Genomic DNA, 22,678 nt, shown 5'->3' on the forward strand with positions numbered 1-22,678 from the left:
GGCTTACAACGGCTTTGTAACGAACAGGCCATCTTCGTGGCCTTCTTCCGACCCGCCATAGACCTGCTCGGCCACGGTGCGGATCTTGCTGCCGCGGGCAGCGAGAATCTGGTCCATCGCGCCAGCGAACCAGCCGGTGAACATGTAGTCGACCTTGCGGCCGCACTTGCCATAGACGTACACGAACGCAGAGTGCTTGAGCTTGACGCTGCAGGTACCTTTATCCAGGTCGATATCCTGGATCTCGAACAGGCCCCAGCCACGCTGGCTCAGGCGCTTCATGTAGTGCTCGAACACCGCCACGCCTTCCAGGCCATGGCACTCGGCCTCTTTTTCACACCAGTGCCAGGCGGACTTGTAGCCAGCCTTGTAGAGGATCTCGGCATAGGCGTCGGCGCCCAGCACTTCCTCGATACCCATATGGTTATTGACGAAGAAATGCCGAGGCACATACAGCATCGGCAAGGCGTCGCTGGTCCAGACACCGGTCTCGCTGTCGACTTCGATTGGCAATTGCGGGGCGATTTTGGCCATGGAAACTCAACTCCATAAAATTTTTTGTGGGTGCCCCGGCGTTGCTGGCAGGGGCTATCAGGCTTGGAGAGCGGCTTACTCGCCCCAGACATCCTTGAGGACGTTTACCCAGTTCTCGCCCATGATCTTGCGCACCACGCGCTCGGAATGGCCGCGTTTGAGCAAGGTCTCGGTGAGGTTGGGGAATTCGCCGACGGTGCGAATGCCCAGCGGGTTGATGATCTTGCCGAAGTTGGTCAGACGGCGGGCGTAGCCCTTGTCATGGGTCAGGTATTCGAAGAAGTCCTGGCCGTGACCCTGGGTGAAGTCGGTACCGATACCGATGGCGTCTTCACCGACGATGTTCATGGTGTACTCGATGGCCTCGGCGTAGTCATCGATGGTCGAGTCAATGCCTTTGGCCAGGAACGGCGCGAACATGGTGACGCCGACGAAACCGCCGTGATCGGCGATGAACTTCAGCTCTTCGTCCGACTTGTTGCGCGGGTGCTCTTTCAGGCCCGAGGGCAGGCAGTGCGAGTAGCACACCGGCTTTTTCGATTCGAGGATGACTTCTTCGGAAGTCTTGGAGCCGACGTGGGACAGGTCGCACATGATGCCGACACGGTTCATCTCGGCAACGATCTCGCGACCGAAGCCGGACAGCCCGCCGTCACGCTCGTAGCAGCCGGTGCCCACCAGGTTCTGGGTGTTGTAGCACATCTGCACGATGCCCACGCCCAGCTGCTTGAACACGTCCACATAAGCGATCTGGTCCTCGAACGCATGGGCGTTCTGGAAGCCGAAGAGGATGCCGGTCTTGCCCAGCTCCTTGGCCTTGCGGATGTCGGCGGTGGTGCGCACCGGCATCACCAGGTCGCTGTTGTCGCGGATCAGCTTCTGGCTGGACGCGATGTTGTCGACGGTAGCCTTGAACCCTTCCCAGACCGACACCGTGCAGTTGGCCGCAGTGAGGCCGCCTTTGCGCATGTCTTCGAACAGCTCGCGGTTCCATTTGGCGATGATCAGGCCATCGATGACGATGCTGTCGGCGTGTAGTTCGGCTGGGCTCATCAGGCTGTCCCCTTTTATAGAGTTGGGTCGCGCCAAACCTTCTGCCGGCGCTTTGAGGCCAGCATATGCCTGTGCCCCGAGGCGCCCCGGTGCAAAAACGACAGGGGGTTTGCCGAAAGCGTCAATGCGCGACAAGAGCGCGTCTGGCGCGTGTTCCGGGGATGAGAGACAGTCTCGATAACGACATTTGCGACCGGTACATGAACATTTGGTCAGGGAGCTACCACCTGACCTCTGGCTGAGCGAGAATCCCTGCGATTCGACAGCCTGTTGAGGAGAAAACGGATGAAATCAATGGCATGGCTGGTGCTGCTGGCCATCGTGAGCGGGGCCCAGGCCGGTGAGGAAGAAAGCACACCTTGCGACAATGTGGAGACCGACCAGCAAACGTTCGCCTGTGCAGCATTCAACAAGCAGGTCGCCGAGCGTGAGCTGCAGTCGGCCTACGACGAACTGATCGAGCGCATGCGTGATCAGTTTGGCGACGAGGCTGGCCTGATGTCGCGAATAGAGGCAGCCGAGAAAGTCTGGAGCCAACTGCGCGATGCAGACTGCAAGGTCGAAACCCATGCTGAACAACCCGACAGCAACGCCTACCAGATCGCCTGGAACAGCTGCATTGCACAGCGCAGCGATGAGCGGGCGGAGTATTTGCGCAGCCTGGGCTCGCAAAACAGTGACGAGCCGGCACCCGAAGATTGATCAGCACGCGCGAGTGAAGGATCAACTCCAGAGGAACAACATGCCGCTGATGCCCCCTGCGTAATTGCTCGATAGTGCCCCCAGACCACGTGCTCACCATGTGTGTCTTGGAACTCACAACTATCAAGGAATTACAAAGTGGCTGACATCAAAGTTGAAATGGAAAAAATCCGCAAAGAGGGTCAAGAGCGCGTAGCCGCTACCGGCCAGACCATCTGCATCTTCGCTGACAATGTGCCTGCCAACATTGCAGAAGACATCCTGGCCGGCATGCGCTTGATGACCGAACTGGCCAACAAGAAGTTCGACAAGGAGACCCAGCAGCGCGAGTGGTACAACTTCTACAACGATGGCCTGATCAAGTTTGGCTGGACCATGACGGGCGCAGCACATGCCGAAGATGCCATTGATGAGGACAACCTGACCCTGGCAGAGCTGATCACCAAGTCCGTCACCATCAGCGTCTCCGCGGACCCTCGTCGCGCCGCCTGCGCCCGCCGTGTTCTGCAAATTGTCGTGCAGAAACCGGAAGTTAAGGCGCACCTGGAAAAGCACAGCCATAGCGAAACCGGCAAATCGAGCAACTTCGTGGTCGCCCAGTGCGAAATGACGCCACAAGGCCTGCCTGCGATGCACATGACCAGCTTCCAGGCCAGCTACGACTCGAAAGTCGAGCGTGAAGGCGCCCTGACCCGCAAGGTCGACAAAACCTCTACCCGCGTCTATCGCGCTTCGCAACAGGGCACATTCAGCGTTCGTCACTTCGACGCTGCGCGTGACCTTGTGAATGAGAAGATCAAAGGCGACCTCGGCGCGTTTCTCGCTATCTGATTAGCGAGGCCGGGTACCAGAGCGCGCTGGTACCCGGTTCTGGTCATCTGCATCCATCAAGGAGCAATGCCACATGGACGATACGAGCCTGGACACCCGAATATTCGAGGAGCGGCTAAGCATCAAGCCTGCGCCCTGGCTGACACTCGATACATGGGAAGATTTGCAGCTATGCCTGCGTTATTCGCAAGCAGTAGCCAATGAAAAATACTCGATGGAAACCCAGCCTCAGCAATGGTTCACTGTCGCTATCGCCACCTTGCAATCATTGAAATTCACCCTGCTCGAACATACACATAAAACCATTGTGTATGAGCCGCACTTGCTTGCATTAAGCGATGTGTACAGTGGCTTTCTACCCCCGCCTCGCGAAAAAGGGCCTTGGTTCAAGAGCCTCGACGAAAATGTTCAAGCCGCTCTGCAGTCGGCAGGTACGCGTACCTTCACCGTCATGAACGCCTCTTCACATCTCAGTATCGAAATGGACCATGAGGGGGACCAGGTCCCGGTTGCGATCCTGTTTTACGCCTACTGCATTACCGACCCGGTCGAGCCCACCAGAAAGTTGAACCTGATATTCGATCACCTCGGTGCACGCTTCAATGCAGCGGGGTTCGCCCCGCTTCGCGAGGATCTGCAAGCAAGGAATCGCGAAAAGCTAAGGGCCATTCTCGAGCGTGAACTGGATTGAAGCTCACTTTGTACCGCTGGGCCGTCGCTCTTCCCGCGGGCACCGTCCAAACCTCAGCTTGTAGCGCCGCGTGAAATAGGATGGCAGTTCAAACCCGCACGCAAGGCTGACTTCAGTCACCGACATGTCGGTCTGGGCCAACAGCTGGCGCGCCTTGTCCAGCCGTAACCCGAGATAGAAACCACTCGGTGTTGCATCCAGGTGCATGCGAAACAAACGCTCCAGTTGACGCCTTGTCACCTTGATCGCGGCAGCCAGTTCCAGCGTACTCAGCGGTGGCTCGATGTGTTTTTCCATTTCGCCAATGGCATGGACCAGCTTCTTGTTGCTGATGCCATAACGCGCACCGATCTGCATGCGCTGGTGGTCCTGGCGCTGACGGATGCGACCCAGCACGAACTGCTCGGACACCTTGACCGCCAGTTCGCTGCCGTGAGACTGGGCAATCAGGTGCAGCATCAAGTCGATCGAGGCCGTTCCGCCGGCACAGGTGATGCGGCTGCGGTCGATCTCGAACAGCTCCTGGGTGGCTTGAAGGCCTGGATAGCGTTCCTTGAATGCCTCCAGCGCCTCCCAATGCAATGTCGCCCGGTAGCCCTCGAGCAGCCCTGCCTCGGCCAGCACCATCGCGCCCGTATCGATGCCACCGAGCATGACAGCTTCGTGGTTGAGCCGGCGCAACGCATGCAGCAGTTTGGGTGCGACATTGGCCAGTGGTTCGAAGCCCGCGACCACCAGCAGGATGTTGGCCGGCTCGCCCTCCCCCAGGGCGGCATCGGCATTGATCGACATGCCATTGCTCGCCAGCACCGCCTCACCGTCCAGGCTAAGCACCTGCCACCGGTACAACTGCCCACCAAAACGATTGGCCACCCGCAGTGGCTCCACTGCCGAAATGAACCCCATGGCAGAAAAGCCGGGCACCAACAGAAAGGCAATCGTCTCCATCATCCCCTCCTCCACAGAAACTGGTCGCCCCGGTGCTAATTCCTGTCGCTAGCGTGCGCTTGGGCAAGGTAACGCCAGCGTAGCGTATTCACACGGTCCGCAGAGGCCGCCCTCAATAACAATATGCACTGCCGATGGAGAGCCACCATGCACAGCTTGATCCGCCGCAGCCTGTTGCCCCTTGCCCTGAGCAGCATCGTCGCCACCCCGCTTTTCGCCGCCGAGCCCGCCGCCTGCAAAAACGTGCGCCTGGGCGTGGTCAACTGGACCGACGTCATTGCCACCAGCGCCATGGCCCAGGTACTGCTCGACGGCCTGGGGTACCAGACCAAACAGACCAGTGCCTCGCAACAGATCATCTTCGCCGGCATCCGCGACAAACGCCTGGACATGTTCCTGGGTTACTGGAACCCGATCATGACCCAGACCATTACCCCGTTCGTCGATGCCAACCAGGTCAAGGTGCTGGACAAGCCAAGCCTGGAGGACGCGCGCGCCACCTTGGCCGTGCCGAAATACCTCTACGACAAGGGCCTGAAGACTTTCGCCGACATCCACAAGTTCGAGAAAGAGCTGGGCGGCAAGATCTATGGCATCGAACCGGGTTCCGGCGCCAACACCCAGATCAAGGCAATGATCACCAAGAACCAGTTCGACCTGGGCAAGTTCCAGCTGGTCGAGTCCAGCGAGGCCGGCATGCTCGCCGCCGTCGACCGCGCCGTGCGGCGCAAGGAGGCCGTGGTGTTCTTCGGCTGGGCGCCACACCCGATGAACGTGAACATCGACATGGCCTACCTGGGTGACAGCCAGGATGCACTCGGCCCTGACGAAGGCCGCGCGACGGTGTGGACGGTGACGGCTCCGGACTATGCCGAACGCTGCCCCAATGCCCACCGCCTGCTGGCCAACCTGAAGTTCAGCGCCGAGGACGAGAGCCGCATGATGCAGCCACTGCTCGACCACAAGGACGCTCTGGAATCAGCCCGCCAGTGGCTCAAGGACCACCCCGAGGACAAGGCCCGCTGGCTTGAGGGTGTGACCACCTTCGATGGCAAGCCGGCTGCGGACAACCTCAAGCTTACCGCCAACTGACAGGGCCCTTTCGCGGGCAAGCCCGCTCCCACGGGTACAGCGCCACACTCGGGATCACATTGATCCTGTGGGAGCGGGCATGCCCGCGAAAAAGCCAACACCGACATCACAAGGAACTGCACCATGAACCACGACGTCATCATCACCTGCGCCCTCACCGGCGCCGGCGACACCGCCTCGAAAAGCCACCTGGTCCCGGTCACCCCCAAACAGATCGCCGAATCCGCCGTAGAGGCCGCCAAGGCCGGCGCCACCGTGGTCCACTGCCACGTCCGCGACCCGCAGACCGGCCGCTTCAGCCGCGATGTGGCGCTGTACCGCGAAGTCATGGAGCGTATCCGCGAAGCCGACGTGGACATCATCGTCAACCTCACCGCCGGCATGGGCGGCGACCTGGAAATCGGCCCGGGTGAAACGCCGCTGGCGTTCGGCCCTGGCACCGACCTGATCGGCCCGCTGGAGCGCCTGGCCCATGTCGAAGCACTGTTGCCGGAAATCTGCACCCTCGATTGCGGCACCCTCAACTTCGGTGACGGCAACTCGATCTACGTGTCCACCCCGGCCCAACTGCGCGCCGGCGCCAAGCGCATTACCGAACTGGGGGTGAAGGCCGAGCTGGAAATCTTCGATACCGGCCACCTGTGGTTCGCCAAGCAAATGATGAAGGAAGGCCTGCTCGAAGACCCGTTGTTCCAGCTGTGCCTGGGCATCCCGTGGGGCGCACCGGCCGACACCACCACCATGAAGGCCATGGTCGACAACCTGCCTGCCAACGTCACCTGGGCAGGCTTCGGCATCGGCCGCATGCAGATGCCCATGGCCGCGCAGGCCGTGTTGCTCGGCGGCAATGTGCGGGTGGGCCTGGAAGACAACTTGTATCTGGACCGTGGCGTGCTGGCCAGCAATGGCCAACTGGTGGAACGCGCCAGCGAGATCATCACCCGCATGGGTGGCCGCGTGCTCAGCCCGGCAGAAGGCCGGGAAAAAATGAACCTCAAGCGCCGCTGATCCTTTCAACGATCGCAAATGCGCCGAAGACCCTGTGGGAGCCGGCGTGCCCGCGAAGCAGGCAACGCGATGGATGGCACCGGCCGTGCCGGTGTTCGCGGGCATGCCCGCTCCCACAGGGTTAGCCATGAACCCTGATTACTGTGTTTTACCCTGAGGACCAGCTATGCCCTTTATCACTGAAATCAAAACCTTCGCCGCCCTGGGTAGCGGCGTGATCGGCAGCGGCTGGGTCGCCCGCGCCCTGGCCCATGGCCTGGATGTGGTGGCCTGGGACCCGGCGCCCGGCGCCGAACAGGCACTGCGCAAACGTGTCGCCAACGCCTGGCCGGCACTGGAAAAACAAGGCCTGGCCCCTGGCGCATCGCAAGACCGCCTGAAGTTCGTGGCAACCATCGAGGAATGCGTGCGCAACGCCGATTTCATACAGGAAAGCGCACCAGAGCGCCTGGACCTCAAGCTCGACCTGCACGCCAAAATCAGCGCCGCAGCCAAGCCCGACGCAATCATCGGCTCAAGCACTTCGGGCCTGTTGCCCAGCGAGTTCTACGAGTCGTCGACTCACCCTGAACGCTGCGTTGTCGGCCACCCGTTCAACCCGGTGTACCTGCTGCCGCTGGTGGAGATCGTCGGCGGTAGCCGCACCTCACCCGAGGCCATTGAAGCTGCCAAAACCATCTACACCGCACTCGGCATGCGCCCGCTGCATGTGCGCAAGGAAGTGCCAGGCTTCATCGCCGACCGCCTGCTCGAAGCGCTCTGGCGCGAGGCCTTGCACCTGGTCAACGACGGCGTTGCCACCACGGGCGAAATCGACGACGCTATTCGCTTTGGCGCAGGCTTGCGCTGGTCGTTCATGGGCACATTCCTTACCTATACCCTGGCCGGTGGCGATGCCGGCATGCGCCACTTCATGTCACAGTTCGGCCCTGCCCTGAAGCTGCCCTGGACGTACCTGCCAGCACCGGAACTGACCGACAAGCTGATCGACGATGTGGTGAGCGGCACTTCCGAGCAACAGGGCGAGCGCAGCATCGCTACACTGGAGCGCTACCGTGACGACACCCTGCTGGCGGTGCTCGAAGCGGTGAAAACCAGCAAGGCCAGCCACGGCCTGTCATTCAGCGATTAAGGAGGCCAAGATGCCCGCTCTGATCACCTACCGCACCACGGTCCAGGAGGACTGGGTCGATTACAACGGCCACCTGCGCGATGCCTTCTACCTGCTGATCTTCAGCTACGCCACCGATGCTCTGATGGACCGCATCGGCCTGGACGCCGATAGCCGCGGGCAAAGCGGTAACTCGCTGTTCACGCTGGAGGCGCATATCAATTATTTGCACGAGGTGAAGCTGGGCACCGAGGTGTGGGTGCAGACACAGATCCTCGGCTTTGATCGCAAGCGTCTTCACGTGTATCACAGCCTGCACCGGGCAGGGTTCGACGAGGTGCTGGCGGCAAGCGAGCAGATGTTACTGCACGTGGACCTGGCGGGGCCGCAGTCAGCACCTTTTGGGCACACGACTGTTTGCCGGTTGAATCACTTGGTAGAGCAACAGGAGGGTGCGCAGGCGCCGCAATATATGGGGCGTACGATAAAACTTCCTGCTTGAATAACCAGAGAACCGGCGCCAAGGTCTCCATAGATACGAAGCACCTTGGCGCCCTCACTCGCAACAATCAGACAGCGTAGAAGCGGACAATCATAACGATCACTCGTATGACACCCTATAGACTGGCCCTATCAGTCTTCTTGTAAATTTGAACCCTTCTGGTTTACCACCGCCAGTATGTACACTCGTTATGACGAAATCCCCAGAAAAGTTACTTCCCGTATAGCAGCTATTTACCGTGTAAAAAATATTGGCGAAGCATAATTTTCTCGGGGTCGAACCACTGTAGAAGTCCTTTACCTCTACCCTTACGGGATTGACATCATTATCCTTGCATTCCGTAAACCATGAGAGCAGGGCTTGTTCACCCGGCTTCAAATCAATGAAGCAACCCCGGTTCGCCCCGTACAACCACAAACGAACGCGATGAGCAGGGTCCGGATAAAAATTGGCAACAGTGTCCCGATTTTCATTGAAAGTCCGCGCCACATCATTTTTATCTACCGTACCCATAGGAACCCCTTGATACTGCAACCGTGGGTTGGAAAAATACGGTATGGCGCCATGCGACGTCCGCATCTGCGTATGGAAATTTGGTGCTGTATGCTTGTAGCCATGAGCGTAAGGGAATACGCCCTGATCGGGAGACTCGTCACTATGCATAGCCCCCATGTTATGCCCTAATTCGTGGCCTAACGAACCAAAACAACTAATGGAAGAGAAAGCCGTCTCCCTGTACGCTGGCATGTTCGCTATACCGCAGTAAATACTATACGTGGCAAGCATCGATACCAGATCGGCGCGCCCCTTTTCACGTTCGATATGAATTTTCGCCCCGAATGGTTTATCAGCTTTCATATCGCTGAGCTGAGTCTGTGGAGACTTGCCTGTCTCGTCGTAGTCAGAATCGTAAATATCAGACAGCTCGTACACAGCATCGACTTTGCTATTGATCAAATATTGGTTGGCGTTCTGTAACGCCTGCGCCAATTCGATCTTGTAATTCGGAAACATGGCCCTCGACTGGTGGGTTGTAACGAATAGCACCCTAATAGTACTTTTTCGCGACTGAGACGTGCTGAGTGATCTGGTTTTTTCCTGCGTTTGTACAGGAACAGGGATCGGCGCTGCTTCTGGTGGTAATTTTGATTCATCAACCTTGACCAAGACTTGCTGGCCTTTGCCAACCGCCGTTAACCGGTAGAGCTGCCCATCCACCCGAATATCCCCAACGACCAGGTTACCGTCACTCACCAACGAAACCCAGTTGAGCGGATCCATATCGATTTCCGCAGGTGAGGGGTAGAGTTGTCTACGGTTGGAAGGCATATCGCCAACCCACCCTACCATTCCCGAAGCAACACTATCGCTTCTTGACAACTTGAAACTCACCGTTCGGCCGTCAGTCAGCGGCATTGATAGCGTCGCCGTATCTTTCGATACAAGCCCAGGCTTGACCTGTACTTCTTTAACTTCAGCGTCTTCTGCCACATTCAACAAAAGCTTCAAATACTGGTCAGTACCCGATTGCCTCTCAAGGGCGGCGTGGTTCTGGTCTGGCGTGATCTGAAACAGCGTATCCGCCGAACTGTCGAGATGGGTTCTAGGGTCCGAAGCCGTGCATCCTCCAAAAAGAAACACAGCACCTAGCAAGCAGAATTTCAATTGTTCCCGGTTCATGTTCATGCTCCAGATATCGGAGCCTTACTGGACCATGCGCATCGATTCCCAACAACTGACATAAATAACAGTTGCAAAAAAATAACCCCGGGAAGCCGTGAGCTACCGGGGCCAAGAGCGAGCAACATCCACTGCGTGTGAGCGAGGGTGACCAAACCCTCTGTACCGTGAATGGCTTCAGTGTGCGTGCTTGCCTGGCAGGGGATTTAGTCGTAAACGACCTGTTCTTAGCCAAAGCAGCCATGGCGACATTCTGTCCTTGCGAGGCTGTCGCGCACGTCACAGAATCGGTCGTAAATCACAGCAGCACTCTCTTAGCGATAAAAGGGACAACAGCCATGATGCATGCGGATTTGATTGATCAGGACGACCTCGCCGGCCACCTGCGCGCGCGCGGTTTCGATATTCCTGCCGGGGCCAGTGCCGAACAGGCGTGTGAAGCGGTGGTTCGTGGGCTGACCGAGCCCAATGCGCGGGCGCTGAAGGGGATGGTGGAGCAGATGTACACCGGCAGTGCGACGATCCTGCCGGCAGTACGCCAGGCCATCGACAAGCAACTGTTGCCAGCGTTGGCGCAGTTCAACAAACGCGCGTAACCCATTTACCCAGGACCGGCCCCTTCGCGGAACAAGCCCGCCCCACAGATCACCGCTGGCTCAAGCTCAGCGGGTGACCTGTGGGAGCGGGCGTGCCCGCGAAGAGGCCGGCGCGGTGTCAGAGCCTTACACTGGCAAATGTCGACTCATTGCGCGCCTGGCTCAGGGCCGCCATCGGCCCGCTGTGCGGCGACAGGGTCATGGCCTGCGGAATCGGCATCATGGCTACCTGCTGCGCGGTGTTGGAGCCTACCCGCTCGTCACGCGGCGGAATACCGAAGTACTCGCGATAGCACTTGGAGAAGTGCGGGGTCGACACGAAGCCGCACACCGATGCCACTTCGATGATCGACATCGGCGTCTGCTTCAGCAGCTGCCGCGCACGGATCAGGCGCAACTTCAGGTAGTAGCGCGACGGCGAGCAGTGCAGGTACTTCTGGAACAGGCGCTCCAGCTGGCGTCGCGAAACCGACACATACACCGCCAGTTCGTCCAGGTCGATCGGTTCCTCAAGATTGGCCTCCATCAGCGCAACGATTTCCTGCAACTTCGGCTGGTTGGTGCCAAGCATGTGCTTGAGCGGTACACGCTGGTGGTCCTGCTCGTTGCGAATACGCTCGTAGACGAACATCTCGGAGATCGCCGCCGACAGCTCGCGGCCATGATCACGGCTGATCAGGTGCAGCATCATGTCCAGCGGCGCGGTGCCACCGGAGCTGGTGAAGCGGTTGCGGTCAAGGGTGAACAGGCGGGTGCTCATGTTCACCCGCGGGAAGGCTTCCTGCATTGCGGCCAGGCATTCCCAGTGCACGCTGCAATCGAAGCCGTCGAGCAGGCCGGCGCAGGCCAGTGCCCAACTGCCGGTGCACACGGCGCCCAGCCTGCGCGACTGACGGGCCTGGGCTTGCAGCCAGGTGACGTGTTCACGGGTGACGGAGCGCTGGATGCCAACACCACCACAGACAATCACGGTGTCGATGGGCGGAGCATTGCTGATTGCGGCATCCGGTGTGATTTGCAGGCCATCGCTGGCCCACACCTGGCCGCCATCGATCGTCAGCGTGTGCCAGCGATACAGCTCACGGCCAGACAGCTGGTTGGCCATGCGCAGCGGCTCGACCGCCGATGCCAGGGAAATCAGGGTGAAATTGTCCAATAGAAGAAACCCGATGGACTGGGGTGTTGTGCGGTTCTGGGTTGGATTCCCGGAGGTGTACGACGTCATCGCGATTTCTCCTCACACAAATGCAGGGTGTGCCTCAGGCGGGCACTTACTTCTTGTTATGACCCCTCGGTCATTTTCCGGGGGTAGGCTTGCCAATCTCAACGCAAACGTCGTGCCTAAACTTGAACGGCCATCCAAAAAAACCTGAAAACGACGCCTTTATTGGGCATTTCAAGTGCTTGCATCGTGTTGGCCAGTCGTCCAGAACAGGCGAACTAGCGCGTTGCCTGTAACGGTTGAGCAGTTTAGTGACACGCGCCGCATGGGTTTCCCAGAAGCGACACCTTTAAGTGTCACCGACAACGCCCACACTGATCGCGACATCCGACGATCGGTAGGCGGGGCGCCCATCACCGCACCATAAAGAGGCATAGGCGGTTGTGTTGCACCTGCATCAGCCTCAAGGGCCTCTTCGCGGGCAAGCCCGCTCCTACAGGGATTGCACAGTTCCTGTAGGAGCGGGCTTGCCCGCGAAGAGGCCCAGAAAGTCAGTTCAGGAAATCAGCACTCGATAGCGCTGACCGCCAGGCCGCCGCGCGAGGTCTCTTTGTACTTGTCGTGCATATCGGCGCCGGTATCGCGCATGGTGCGGATTACCTGGTCGAGGGAAATGAAGTGCTCACCATCGCCGCGCAAGGCCATCTGCACCGCGTTGATGGCCTTCACCGCAGCAATCGCGTTGCGCTCGATGCAGGGCACTTGCACCAACCCACCCACCGGGTCGCAGGTCAGGCCAAGGTTGTGTTCCAGGGCAATTTCAGCGGCGTTCTCAACCTGTGGCGGGGTGGCGCCGAGCACTTCGGCAAGCCCCGCTGCGGCCATCGCGCAGGCCGAGCCGACTTCCCCCTGGCAGCCCACTTCGGCACCAGAGATCGAAGCGTTCTTCTTGCACAGGATGCCCACAGCGGCGGCAGCCAGGAAGTAATCGACAACGCTGGACTCATCCACCGCATCGCTGAAGCGCATGTAGTAATGCAGCACTGCCGGGATGATGCCCGCCGCGCCGTTGGTAGGCGCGGTCACCATGCGCCCACCGGCGGCGTTTTCTTCATTGACCGCCAAGGCGAACAGGTTGACCCATTCCATGGCACTCATGGTCGAGCCGATCACGTTGGGCTTGCCGATTTCCTGCAGGCTGCGGTGCAGCTTGGCGGCACGGCGGCGCACGTTCAGCCCGCCGGGAAGCGTGCCCTCGTACTTGAGGCCGTTGTTGACGCATTCCTGCATGGCTTCCCAGAGCTTGTGCAGGCCAGCGCGGATGTCTTCCTCGCTGCGCCAGACCTTCTCGTTGGCCATCATCAATTGCGACACGCTGAGGTCGTTTTGCTTGCACAGGCGCAGCAGTTCGGCGGCGCTGTTGAAGTCGTACGGCAGCACTGTCTGGTCAGCATCCAGCACACCGCTGGCGGCTTGGGCTGCATCGACCACAAAGCCGCCGCCCACCGAGTAATAGGTGTCGCGGTGCAACTCGCCCTGCTCGCCTTCGGCAATCAGGGTCATGGCGTTGGGGTGATAGGGCAGGTTCTCGTCCAGCAGCAGCATGTCGCGGGCCCAGACAAACTCGATGGGCAAGCGGCTATCCAGCTGCAGGGTGTTGGTTTCGCGCAGGTCGGCGATACGCGGCACGATCTGGGTCGGGTCAATGGCGTCAGGCCACTCGCCCATCAGGCCCATGATGGTGGCGTTGTCGGTGCCATGGCCGATACCGGTGGCTGACAGCGAGCCATACAGGCGCACTTCGATCCGTTTTACACGCTCCAGCTCACCACGTTCTCGCAGGCCCTGAACGAACAGGGCGCCAGCACGCATGGGGCCGACGGTGTGGGAGCTGGAGGGCCCGACACCGATCTTGAACAGGTCGAACACGCTGATGGCCATTGTCGAATCACCTCTTGCTGGGCTTGTCTCTGCGCGCCATGCGCAGGGCGGGGTAGCTGCTAGGCTCAAACAGCGGGCCGCCTTGAATGCCAGCATCATCGGGCTTTTACCGCCCACCTCGCCGTCTGCAACCGACGTACTTTTGTCCAGCAGCGCCGCGCTGTTCTCAACCAGAAACTGCGCCCACCGCGCCGTTTTCCAGCGGCCTGGTGACGCAAAAATGCGCGCGAGGGGGTGGAAAAATCCATAAGCGACATCGCCCATACTGGATACGACCCGTTCCGTACTGGATACGACCCAACCAGTAGGCGATTGCCCGGAGCTGGAGGATTATCGAAAGCGACTCGTAAAGCACGGCCACGCATCCTGCCCTCTGCAGGCCTGGTCGACCGGACCCTCAGAAAGCCCGGCGACCCACGCGAACCCGAAGACAATATCTCAGGAGTCCATCCATGAAAGGTTCACCCTCGCTGTTACTGGTTGCGTTGCTGTCCGCGCCATTGCTGGCCCAAGCAGCCGAACCCGAGCAATGTCAGACTGTACGCTTCTCCGATGTCGGCTGGACCGACATCACAGTCACGACCGCGACCACCAGCGTTGTGCTCGAAGCACTGGGTTACAAGACCCACACCACCATGATCTCGGTACCGGTGACCTACAAGTCGCTGGCCACCGGCAAGGACCTGGACGTGTTTCTCGGCAACTGGATGCCGACCATGGAGAACGACATCAAGCAGTACCGCGACGCCGGCACGGTAGAAACCGTGCGCGCCAACCTGGAGAACGCCAAGTACACCCTGGCAGTCCCCCAGGCGCTGTACGACAAGGGCCTGAAGGATTTCAGCGACATACCCAAGTTCAAGAAGGAACTGGACGGCAAGATCTACGGCATCGAACCGGGTAACGACGGTAACCGCACCATCCAGAGCATGATCGACAAGAACGCCTTTGGCTTGAAGGACGCCGGTTTCAAGATCGTGCAGTCCAGCGAGGCGGGCATGCTGTCGCAAGTTGACCGCGCGCAGAAACGCGGCGAGGCATTGGTGTTCCTGGGCTGGGAGCCACACCCGATGAACACCCGCTTCAAGATGCAGTACCTGACCGGCGGGGACGACTTCTTCGGCCCCGACTTCGGCAAGGCGACCGTGCTGACAAACACCCGCAAAGGATACACGCAGGAATGCAGCAACGTTGGCCAACTGCTTAAGAACCTGTCGTTCGAGCTCAAGGATGAAAGCACCATGATGGGCTATGTCCTGGACGACAAGATGAAACCCGAAGCCGCCGCCAAGAAATGGATCAAGGACAACCCAGGCAAGCTGGATGCCTGGCTGGCCGGCGTTACCACCGTTGATGGCAAGCCTGGCCTGGAGGCGGTCAAGGCCAAGCTTACGCAATAACGAACTACGCAGTAGCGCTACCTCGGGGCAGGACCGTGCCTGCCCCGGGTTGATTTCAATCTATGCAGGTGGAAGCTCGCTATCATGCTTATCGATCAGAAAATACCCCTGGGCCAGTACATCGCGTCGTTCGTCGAATGGCTGACCCAGAACGGCGCGAATTACTTCGACGCCATCGCGCAAGGCCTGGAGTTCATGATCCATGGCGTCACCAGCGCCCTGACTTTCTTCAACCCGTTCGTTCTTATCGCCCTATTCGCCGCCCTGGCGCATTTCATCCAGCGCAAGTGGGCACTGACCGCATTTGTCGCCCTGTCGTTCCTGCTGATCCTCAACCTGGGTTACTGGCAGGAAACCATGGAGACCCTGGCGCAGGTCACCTTCGCCACGGTGGTATGTGTGGTGATCGGCGTGCCACTGGGCATCCTCGCCGCGCACAAGCCGATGTTCTATACCGCCATGCGCCCGGTGCTCGACCTGATGCAGACGGTGCCCACCTTCGTCTACCTGATCCCAACCCTGACCCTGTTCGGCCTGGGCGTGGTGCCGGGGCTGATTTCCACCGTGGTGTTCGCCATCGCCGCGCCCATTCGCCTGACCTACCTGGGTATCTGCGACGTGCCGCAAGAGTTGATGGACGCCGGCAAGGCCTTTGGCTGCTCGCGTCGTCAACTGCTTACCCGTATCGAACTGCCGCACGCGATGCCAAGCATCGCCGCCGGTGTCACTCAATGCATCATGCTGTCGCTGTCGATGGTGGTCATTGCCGCCCTGGTTGGCGCTGACGGCCTGGGCAAACCTGTGGTCAACGCACTGAACACCGCCGATATCTCCCTGGGCTTCGAAGCGGGCCTGGCGATCGTGCTGCTGGCAATCATGCTCGACCGTATCTGCAAGCAACCGGAACTGCCGGTAAGGGGTGAGGCATGAGCATCATTCGTTTCGAAGACGTCGACGTCATCTTCTCCAACAAGCCGCGCGAGGCACTGGCGCTGCTGGACCAAGGCCAGACCCGCGAGCAGATCCTCAAGCAGACCGGCCTGGTGGTGGGTGTCGAAAAGGCCAACCTCGATATCAACAAAGGCGAGATCTGCGTGCTGATGGGCTTGTCCGGCTCGGGCAAGTCGAGCCTGCTGCGCTGTATCAACGGCCTCAACACCGTCAGCCGTGGCAAGTTGTTCGTCGAACACGAAGGCAAGCACATCGACATTGCCAACTGCTCCGCGGCCGAGCTGAAGATGATGCGCACCAAGCGCATTGCCATGGTGTTCCAGAAGTTTGCCCTGATGCCTTGGCTGACGGTGCGCGAGAACATCAGCTTCGGCCTGGAAATGCAGGGTCGCCCGGAAAAGGAACGGCGCAAGCTGGTCGACGAGAAGCTTGAGCTGGTGGGCCTGACCCAGTGGCGCAACAAGAAGCCGGATGAGCTTTCTGGCGGCATGCAGCAGCGCGTGGGCCTGGCCCGGGCGCTGGCGATGGATGCCGACATCCTGCTGATGGACGAACCGTTCTCGGCCCTGGATCCACTGATCCGCCAGGGCCTGCAAGATGAGCTGCTTGGCCTGCAGGCCAAGCTGAGCAAAACCATCGTGTTCGTCAGCCACGACCTGGACGAGGCACTGAAACTGGGTACCCGTATTGCGATCATGAAAGACGGTCGGATCATCCAGTACAGCAAACCGGAGGAGATCGTGCTGAACCCGGCTGACGAATACGTGCGCACCTTCGTCGCCCATACCAACCCGCTGAACGTGCTGTGCGGGCGCAGCCTGATGCGCAGCCTGGACAACTGCAAGCGGGTCAATGGCTCGGTGTGCCTGGACCCAGGTATCGATTCGTGGCTGGACCTTGGCGAAGGCGGCGCGCTCAAGCGTGCACGCCAAGGCCAGAACGGGCTGGACATGCAGAAATGGGCACCGGGGCAAGATGTGGAGCTGCTGGAGCGCAGGCCGACCGTGGTGCACGCCGACATCGGCATGCGTGAGGCACTGCAGATTCGTTATCAAACCGGCAACAAGCTGGTGCTGCAGGATAACGACAGGGTGGTGGGGATACTCGGGGATACCGAGCTTTATCACGCGCTGCTCGGCAAGAACCACGGTTGAAGCAATTGGGGCCGCTTCGCGGCCCTTCGCGGGCACGCCCGCTCCACAGAGATCTCAGCAAACCTGTGGGAGCGGGCGTGCCCGCGAAGGGCTGCAAAGCAGCCCCGGTCAATGGATCAGCGAACGACGATCCCGCGCGAAGCCATGTAGGCCTTGGCCTCCGGCACTGTGTACTCGCCAAAGTGGAAGATGCTGGCCGCCAGCACCGCGCTGGCATGCCCTTCCAGAATGCCGTCTGCCAGGTGCTGCAGGTTACCCACCCCCCCCGAGGCAATCACCGGAATCCCCAGCGCATCACTGATAGCCCGGGTAACGCCCAGGTCGAAGCCGTTCTTCATGCCGTCCTGGTCCATGCTGGTCAGCAGGATCTCGCCAGCGCCCAGGCCTTCCATCTTCTTCGCCCACTCGACTGCATCCAGCCCGGTCGGCTTGCGCCCGCCGTGAGTGAAAATCTCCCAGCGCGGCGCTTCACCTGGCCCGGACACTTTCTTGGCATCGATGGCGACAACGATGCACTGCGAACCGAAACGGTCCGCCGCCTCACCGACAAACTCTGGGTTGAACACCGCGGCGGTGTTGATCGAGACCTTGTCGGCACCGGCGTTGAGCAGGTTGCGGATGTCCTGCACGGTCCGCACGCCACCACCAACCGTCAGCGGGATGAACACCTGGCTGGCCATGCGCTCGACGGTATGTAGCGTGGTGTCGCGCCCATCGACGCTGGCGGTGATGTCGAGAAAGGTGATTTCGTCGGCACCTTGCTCGTCGTAGCGACGGGCGATTTCCACCGGGTCGCCGGCATCACGGATGTTCTCGAACTTGACGCCCTTGACCACCCGGCCGTTGTCCACGTCCAGGCAAGGGATAATGCGCTTGGCCAGTGCCATGGTTCAGTCCTCAGCCTTGGTAGTTGTCACAGAAGGCCTGGGCCTCAGCGACATCCAGGGTGCCTTCGTAGATGGCACGGCCGGTGATGGCGCCGATGATGCCCGGGGCCTTGGCGTCCAGCAGGGCCTTGATGTCACCCAGGTTGTGAATGCCGCCCGAGGCGATCACCGGGATACGGGTGGCTTCAGCCAGTGCCTTGGTGAAGGGCACGTTGCAGCCCTGCATCATGCCGTCCTTGGCAATGTCGGTGTAGACGATCGCCGAGACGCCATCGGCCTCGAAACGCTTGGCCAGGTCGATGACCTGCACCGAGCTCACTTCGGCCCAACCGTCGGTGGCGACGAAACCGTCCTTGGCGTCCAGGCCGACGATGACCTTGCCCGGGAAGGCTTTGCACGCTTCAGCGACGAACTCGGGCTGCTTGACGGCCTTGGTGCCGATGATCACGTAGCTGACGCCAGCCTTGACGTAGTGTTCGATGGTTTCCAGCGAACGGATACCGCCGCCGATCTGGATCGGCAGGTTCGGGTAGCGCTTGGCGATGGCGGTAACCACTTCACCATTGACCGGCTGGCCTTCGAAGGCGCCGTTGAGGTCGACCAGGTGCAGGCGGCGGCAGCCACCCTCGACCCACTTGGCGGCCATGCTCACCGGGTCGTCGGAAAATACCGTAGAGTCTTCCATGCGGCCCTGGCGCAGGCGCACGCAAGCACCGTCCTTCAGATCGATAGCGGGGATAATCAGCATCTTGGGAACCTGTCTATTTGTTGGGTTTCAGGGCTTCTCGAGTGCCCACAGGTCGCTTTCGATGCTCTCGAACCGCTCCTTGAGGTGCAGCTGAACATCGGCAATCGCCCTGTTGTAGTAATGGGGTGCAATCTCTTTGCTGAACAGCTCGAGGACCTCGGCCACCTCGAACGACCCCAACTGCAGCTCGAAGCGGTCTTCGAGAAAACGCTTCAAGGTGTCGAGCGCTTCGCGCTCCTGCTCGGGGGCCAAGGTGATGGTCGGGGCCTTGGTCTTCGACCTGCTCATTTACCAGCGCCCGTCCCAGGCGATGAAGTTCTGCAGCAGCTGCAGGCCATGGGTATGGCTCTTCTCCGGGTGGAACTGCACGGCAAAACGCGAACCGTCGGCCAGCGCTGCGGCGAAATCGACGCCATAGTGACCGCGACCCACCACCTGGCCCGGTTTGCCGGCATTGATGTAGTAGCTGTGCACGAAGTAGAAACGTGCGCGATCAGGGATGTCGTGCCACAGCGGGTGGTCGATGGTCTGGCTGACTTCGTTCCAGCCCATGTGCGGCACCTTCAGGTGCTCGCCCTCTTCTTGCAGGTCTTTGCCGAAAAAGCGCACCTGGCCAGGGAACAGGCCAATGCAGTCGACGCCGGCGTTTTCCTCACTGTGCTCGAGCAGCGCCTGCATACCGACGCAGATGCCGAGGAACGGGCGGTCCTGGCTGACTTCGCGCACCAGGCTGTCGAAGCCCAGGCGGCGGATCTCGGCCATGCAGTCGCGAATCGCGCCCACGCCCGGGAACACCACACGGTCGGCCTCGCGGATCACTGAGGCATCGCTGGTAACCAGCACTTTACCGGCACCTACGTGCTCAAGCGCCTTGGCCACCGAGTGCAGGTTACCCATGCCATAGTCGATTACGGCTACCGTTTGCATTTACAGGCACCCTTTGGTGGAAGGCATCTGCCCGGCCATACGCTCGTCGAGGGTGATGGCCATGCGCAGAGCGCGGCCGAAAGCCTTGAATACGGTTTCGATCTGGTGGTGGGTGTTGTGGCCACGCAGGTTGTCGATATGCAGGGTTACCAGGGCGTGGTTGACGAAGCCCTGGAAAAACTCCTGGAACAGGTCGACATCGAAGCCGCCAACGCTGGCACGGGTATACGGTACGTGCATCTGCAGGCCTGGGCGGCCAGAGAAGTCGATGACCACGCGTGACAGCGCTTCGTCCAGCGGCACGTAGGCGTGGCCATAGCGGAAGATACCTTTCTTGTCACCGATGGCTTGGGCGAATGCCATGCCCAGGGTGATGCCGACGTCTTCGACGGTATGGTGATCGTCGATATGCGTATCACCCTTGCACTCGATATCCAGATCGATCAACCCATGGCGGGCGATCTGGTCCAGCATGTGTTCAAGGAAGGGCACACCGATATCGAATCGGGCCTTGCCACTGCCATCGAGGTTGATCGAGCACTTGACCTGGGTTTCCAGGGTATTGCGCTCGACGGAAGCCTTACGTTCAACCATCACCAGCTCCGCAAAATCATTGGGCGAAAAGGGTTTCATTATAGGCCCAGAACGCGCCAGCTTGAAACGCGGATGACATATGGCAAAGCCAGGTTTTACGCGGGCTGGATGCTGCTACAGGTCTATACAACTGCGTAATGGGGGCTGCTTTGCAGCCCATCGCGACACAAGGCCGCTCCCAAAGGGACCGCGCAACCCTGAAGCGTACGCGGTCCCTGTGGGAGCGGCCTTGCGTCGCGAAAGGGGCGCAAAGCGCACCCATGCAGTTACATCAATGGAACAGGACAGCAGTCTTCTGCAGTGTCACCCACACACCCCAGGCCATCGGCACGACCACCACCGCCCAGGCCAGCAGCACCAGTGGCAGGCTGCCTGGCGCCGCTTTCCACTCCAGCGACCGCGCCCCATCGGCGCCCTTGTCATGGCTCAACGCCCGCTCGGCCGCCAGTTCGGCATCACTCATGAAGTGCTTGTCGGCCACTGGGCGCACCAGCATGTTGCAGATAAAGCCCAGCACCAGCAGACCCGCGAGGATGTACAAGGTCATGTCATAAGCCGCCGCCCGCTCCACGCCCGCTGCCAGTTGATACTCGCGCAGGTAGGTGATCAGCACCGGCCCCAGCACCCCCGCTGCCGCCCAGGCGGTCAGCAGGCGGCCATGGATGGCACCCACCATCTGCGTGCCGAACAGGTCGGCCAGGTAGGCCGGCACCGTTGCAAAACCACCGCCATACATCGATAGGATGATGCAGAACGCTGCCACGAAAAGCGCCACGTTGCCCAGGTGCCCCATGTTCGGCACCAGGCTGTACAAGCCCACGCCCAAGGCGAAGAAGGCAAAGTAGGTGTTCTTGCGGCCGATGTAGTCGGAGAACGATGCCCAGAAGAACCGGCCGCCAATGTTGAACAGGCTCAGCAGGCCGGTAAAGCCGGCGGCGATCGCGGCAATCTGCGCCAGCTGCGCAGTGCTCAGCTGGCTGAAGGTCAGTTCGTTGCCCAGTAATTTACCGGCGAACACTTCCTGCAGCAGCGGTGAAGCCATGCCCAAAATGCCGATGCCCGCCGACACGTTCAGGCACAGCACCAGCCAGATAAGCGCGAACTGCGGGGTCTTCCAGGCCACACTGACGTGCACATGACGGTCGGTGACCATGGCGTTACCGGCATTCTTCAACGGCGCAGCCCAGCCTTCAGGCTTCCAGCCGGTCGGTGGTACGCGATACGCCAGGGCGCCAGCGGTCATGAACACGAAGTAGATCGCCGCCATGGCGACAAAACTCTGCCATACGCCAACCTCGTGCTCATTGCCAAAATGCCCCATAAGCGCGGTGGCCAGCGGCGCCCCGACCATGGCCCCGCCGCCGAAGCCCATGATCGCCATACCGGTGGCCATGCCGCGTTTGTCCGGGAACCACTTGATCAAGGTCGACACGGGTGAGATGTAGCCCAGGCCCAGACCGATACCGCCAATCACGCCCGAGCCAAGCCACATCAGCCACAGCTGATGGGTTTTCACACCTATCGCCGAAAGCAGCATGCCACCGCACCAGCACAAGGCCGACACCAAGCCAGCCTTGCGCGGGCCGGCGTGCTCCAGCCAGCCGCCCAGCACCGCCGCCGAGCAGCCGAGGAAGACGAAGAACAGGGTATAGATCCAGCTCAGCATCGAGATTGGCCAGTCGCATTCGGCGCTGAACATCCGGGCCATGAAGCCCATGTCTGCCGCACAGGCGACGGGGGCGGTGATCCCCAGGGCTTGCGACAAAGGCAGCCAGAATACCGAGAAGCCGTAGGCCATACCGATGCACAGGTGAATGGCCAGGGCAGCTGGTGGGACCAGCCAGCGGTTGAAGCCCGGGCGGGCGATTATGCGTTCCTTCGACAGGAAGCCTGGCTCACTGGCCAAGGTTCCCGTCGCGACGGTACTGGTCATGAATCTGATCCTTGTTATAGGGAGGGTGCTCGCAAAGCGGCGCAAGGGTAGCAGCATCAAGCAGCATGAAAGCAATCTGCCATCGTTCATTTTCGCCTGACTGAAACGGTCATGTTCCCGGCAAAAGCTCAATATTAGGCTGTCGAAAGCCATACTCTCTGATACAGGCGTAGGAATTTCCTACATCTCTAGTCGTACAAGCGGGGGTAACCGCGACAGCGTTATACTCTGCC

General features: G+C 60.2%; 23 protein-coding genes. 11 read left to right on the forward strand and 12 right to left on the reverse strand.

The genetic code is table 11. From position 1 onward, the window contains the following. Positions 1-3: 3 nt before the first annotated feature. Together ACF8O8_RS09760 and ACF8O8_RS09765 are read right to left on the reverse strand one after the other, a co-directional pair. A complete protein-coding gene (locus ACF8O8_RS09760) occupies positions 4-534 on the reverse strand; it encodes a DUF5943 domain-containing protein (protein WP_003255698.1) in 531 nt (176 codons plus the stop codon). Between the two features lie 75 nt (positions 535-609). Further along, entirely contained in the window at positions 610-1,587 is a 978-nt protein-coding gene (locus ACF8O8_RS09765) for a dipeptidase (protein ID WP_003255700.1), read from the reverse strand. A gap of 285 nt (positions 1,588-1,872) precedes the next feature. Between ACF8O8_RS09765 and ACF8O8_RS09770 the strand changes: the two genes are divergently transcribed. The 3 genes from ACF8O8_RS09770 (at position 1,873) to ACF8O8_RS09780 (ending at position 3,811) form a co-directional block, all read left to right on the forward strand. Further along, entirely contained in the window at positions 1,873-2,289 is a 417-nt protein-coding gene (locus ACF8O8_RS09770) for a lysozyme inhibitor LprI family protein (RefSeq protein WP_392509602.1), read from the forward strand. Positions 2,290-2,427: 138 nt separating this feature from the next. After that, entirely contained in the window at positions 2,428-3,120 is a 693-nt protein-coding gene (locus ACF8O8_RS09775; RefSeq protein ID WP_020193117.1) for a hypothetical protein, read from the forward strand. Between the two features lie 73 nt (positions 3,121-3,193). Further along, positions 3,194-3,811, forward strand: coding sequence for a hypothetical protein (locus ACF8O8_RS09780; RefSeq protein WP_020193116.1), 618 nt, complete (start codon positions 3,194-3,196; stop codon positions 3,809-3,811). Positions 3,812-3,814: 3 nt separating this feature from the next. Here the strand turns inward: ACF8O8_RS09780 and ACF8O8_RS09785 are convergent, their stop codons facing one another. Beyond that, positions 3,815-4,762, reverse strand: a complete 948-nt coding sequence (locus ACF8O8_RS09785) for a GlxA family transcriptional regulator (RefSeq protein WP_011953245.1) — start codon at positions 4,760-4,762, stop codon at positions 3,815-3,817. A gap of 144 nt (positions 4,763-4,906) precedes the next feature. Here ACF8O8_RS09785 and choX point away from each other — a divergent pair, with 144 nt between their 5' ends. The 4 genes from choX (at position 4,907) to ACF8O8_RS09805 (ending at position 8,472) form a co-directional block, all read left to right on the forward strand. After that, complete coding sequence (gene choX, locus ACF8O8_RS09790) at positions 4,907-5,851, forward strand: choline ABC transporter substrate-binding protein (protein WP_014589378.1); 945 nt, start codon at positions 4,907-4,909, stop codon at positions 5,849-5,851. Between the two features lie 123 nt (positions 5,852-5,974). Continuing rightward, positions 5,975-6,859, forward strand: a complete 885-nt coding sequence (locus ACF8O8_RS09795; protein ID WP_010951668.1) for a 3-keto-5-aminohexanoate cleavage protein — start codon at positions 5,975-5,977, stop codon at positions 6,857-6,859. 166 nt (positions 6,860-7,025) lie between these two features. Further along, complete coding sequence (locus ACF8O8_RS09800; RefSeq protein ID WP_392509603.1) at positions 7,026-7,991, forward strand: L-carnitine dehydrogenase; 966 nt, start codon at positions 7,026-7,028, stop codon at positions 7,989-7,991. A 10-nt stretch (positions 7,992-8,001) separates the two neighbouring features. Beyond that, positions 8,002-8,472 carry a thioesterase family protein gene (locus ACF8O8_RS09805; protein ID WP_010951666.1) on the forward strand — a complete coding sequence of 157 codons (471 nt, stop codon included), beginning with the start codon at positions 8,002-8,004 and terminating at the stop codon, positions 8,470-8,472. Between the two features lie 99 nt (positions 8,473-8,571). Here the strand turns inward: ACF8O8_RS09805 and ACF8O8_RS09810 are convergent, their stop codons facing one another. Further along, positions 8,572-10,152: a zinc-dependent metalloprotease family protein gene (locus ACF8O8_RS09810; RefSeq protein WP_392509604.1), complete on the reverse strand. Its 1,581-nt coding sequence runs from the start codon at positions 10,150-10,152 to the stop codon at positions 8,572-8,574. A gap of 338 nt (positions 10,153-10,490) precedes the next feature. Between ACF8O8_RS09810 and ACF8O8_RS09815 the strand changes: the two genes are divergently transcribed. After that, on the forward strand, positions 10,491-10,748 hold the full coding sequence (locus tag ACF8O8_RS09815) for a hypothetical protein (RefSeq protein WP_003255717.1): 258 nt from the start codon (positions 10,491-10,493) through the stop codon (positions 10,746-10,748). A 118-nt stretch (positions 10,749-10,866) separates the two neighbouring features. Here the strand turns inward: ACF8O8_RS09815 and ACF8O8_RS09820 are convergent, their stop codons facing one another. Further along, positions 10,867-11,973, reverse strand: coding sequence for a GlxA family transcriptional regulator (locus ACF8O8_RS09820; protein WP_010951663.1), 1,107 nt, complete (start codon positions 11,971-11,973; stop codon positions 10,867-10,869). A gap of 501 nt (positions 11,974-12,474) precedes the next feature. Continuing rightward, complete coding sequence (locus tag ACF8O8_RS09825; RefSeq protein ID WP_010951662.1) at positions 12,475-13,851, reverse strand: L-serine ammonia-lyase; 1,377 nt, start codon at positions 13,849-13,851, stop codon at positions 12,475-12,477. A 452-nt stretch (positions 13,852-14,303) separates the two neighbouring features. Here ACF8O8_RS09825 and ACF8O8_RS09830 point away from each other — a divergent pair, with 452 nt between their 5' ends. From ACF8O8_RS09830 to choV, 3 genes are all read left to right on the forward strand, one after another. Next, entirely contained in the window at positions 14,304-15,251 is a 948-nt protein-coding gene (locus ACF8O8_RS09830) for a choline ABC transporter substrate-binding protein (RefSeq protein WP_010951661.1), read from the forward strand. Positions 15,252-15,332: 81 nt separating this feature from the next. After that, complete coding sequence (gene choW, locus ACF8O8_RS09835; RefSeq protein ID WP_172830946.1) at positions 15,333-16,181, forward strand: choline ABC transporter permease subunit; 849 nt, start codon at positions 15,333-15,335, stop codon at positions 16,179-16,181. After that, positions 16,178-17,356, forward strand: a complete 1,179-nt coding sequence (choV, locus tag ACF8O8_RS09840) for a choline ABC transporter ATP-binding protein (protein ID WP_010951660.1) — start codon at positions 16,178-16,180, stop codon at positions 17,354-17,356. Before choW ends, choV begins: the two co-directional genes overlap by 4 nt. Positions 17,357-17,472: 116 nt before the next feature. Here the strand turns inward: choV and hisF are convergent, their stop codons facing one another. The 6 genes from hisF to ACF8O8_RS09870 all read right to left on the reverse strand — a co-directional run bounded on the left by hisF (position 17,473) and on the right by ACF8O8_RS09870 (position 22,445). Next, positions 17,473-18,243 (reverse strand): imidazole glycerol phosphate synthase subunit HisF, encoded by a 771-nt coding sequence (hisF, locus tag ACF8O8_RS09845; protein ID WP_003255729.1) that lies wholly within the window; start codon positions 18,241-18,243, stop codon positions 17,473-17,475. 10 nt (positions 18,244-18,253) lie between these two features. Then, on the reverse strand, positions 18,254-18,991 hold the full coding sequence (gene hisA, locus ACF8O8_RS09850; RefSeq protein ID WP_003255731.1) for a 1-(5-phosphoribosyl)-5-[(5-phosphoribosylamino)methylideneamino]imidazole-4-carboxamide isomerase: 738 nt from the start codon (positions 18,989-18,991) through the stop codon (positions 18,254-18,256). Between the two features lie 27 nt (positions 18,992-19,018). Further along, positions 19,019-19,279: a DUF2164 domain-containing protein gene (locus ACF8O8_RS09855; RefSeq protein WP_003255734.1), complete on the reverse strand. Its 261-nt coding sequence runs from the start codon at positions 19,277-19,279 to the stop codon at positions 19,019-19,021. Then, positions 19,280-19,918 (reverse strand): imidazole glycerol phosphate synthase subunit HisH, encoded by a 639-nt coding sequence (gene hisH, locus ACF8O8_RS09860; RefSeq protein WP_010951658.1) that lies wholly within the window; start codon positions 19,916-19,918, stop codon positions 19,280-19,282. Continuing rightward, positions 19,919-20,512: an imidazoleglycerol-phosphate dehydratase HisB gene (gene hisB, locus ACF8O8_RS09865; protein ID WP_003255736.1), complete on the reverse strand. Its 594-nt coding sequence runs from the start codon at positions 20,510-20,512 to the stop codon at positions 19,919-19,921. A gap of 271 nt (positions 20,513-20,783) precedes the next feature. Next, positions 20,784-22,445, reverse strand: a complete 1,662-nt coding sequence (locus ACF8O8_RS09870) for an OFA family MFS transporter (RefSeq protein WP_392509605.1) — start codon at positions 22,443-22,445, stop codon at positions 20,784-20,786. Between the last annotated feature and the right edge of the window lie 233 nt (positions 22,446-22,678).

Origin of the sequence: Pseudomonas sp. TYF_14 (genome assembly GCF_043105275.1) — a bacterium.
Classification (GTDB): Bacteria; Pseudomonadota; Gammaproteobacteria; order Pseudomonadales; family Pseudomonadaceae; genus Aquipseudomonas; species Aquipseudomonas alloputida.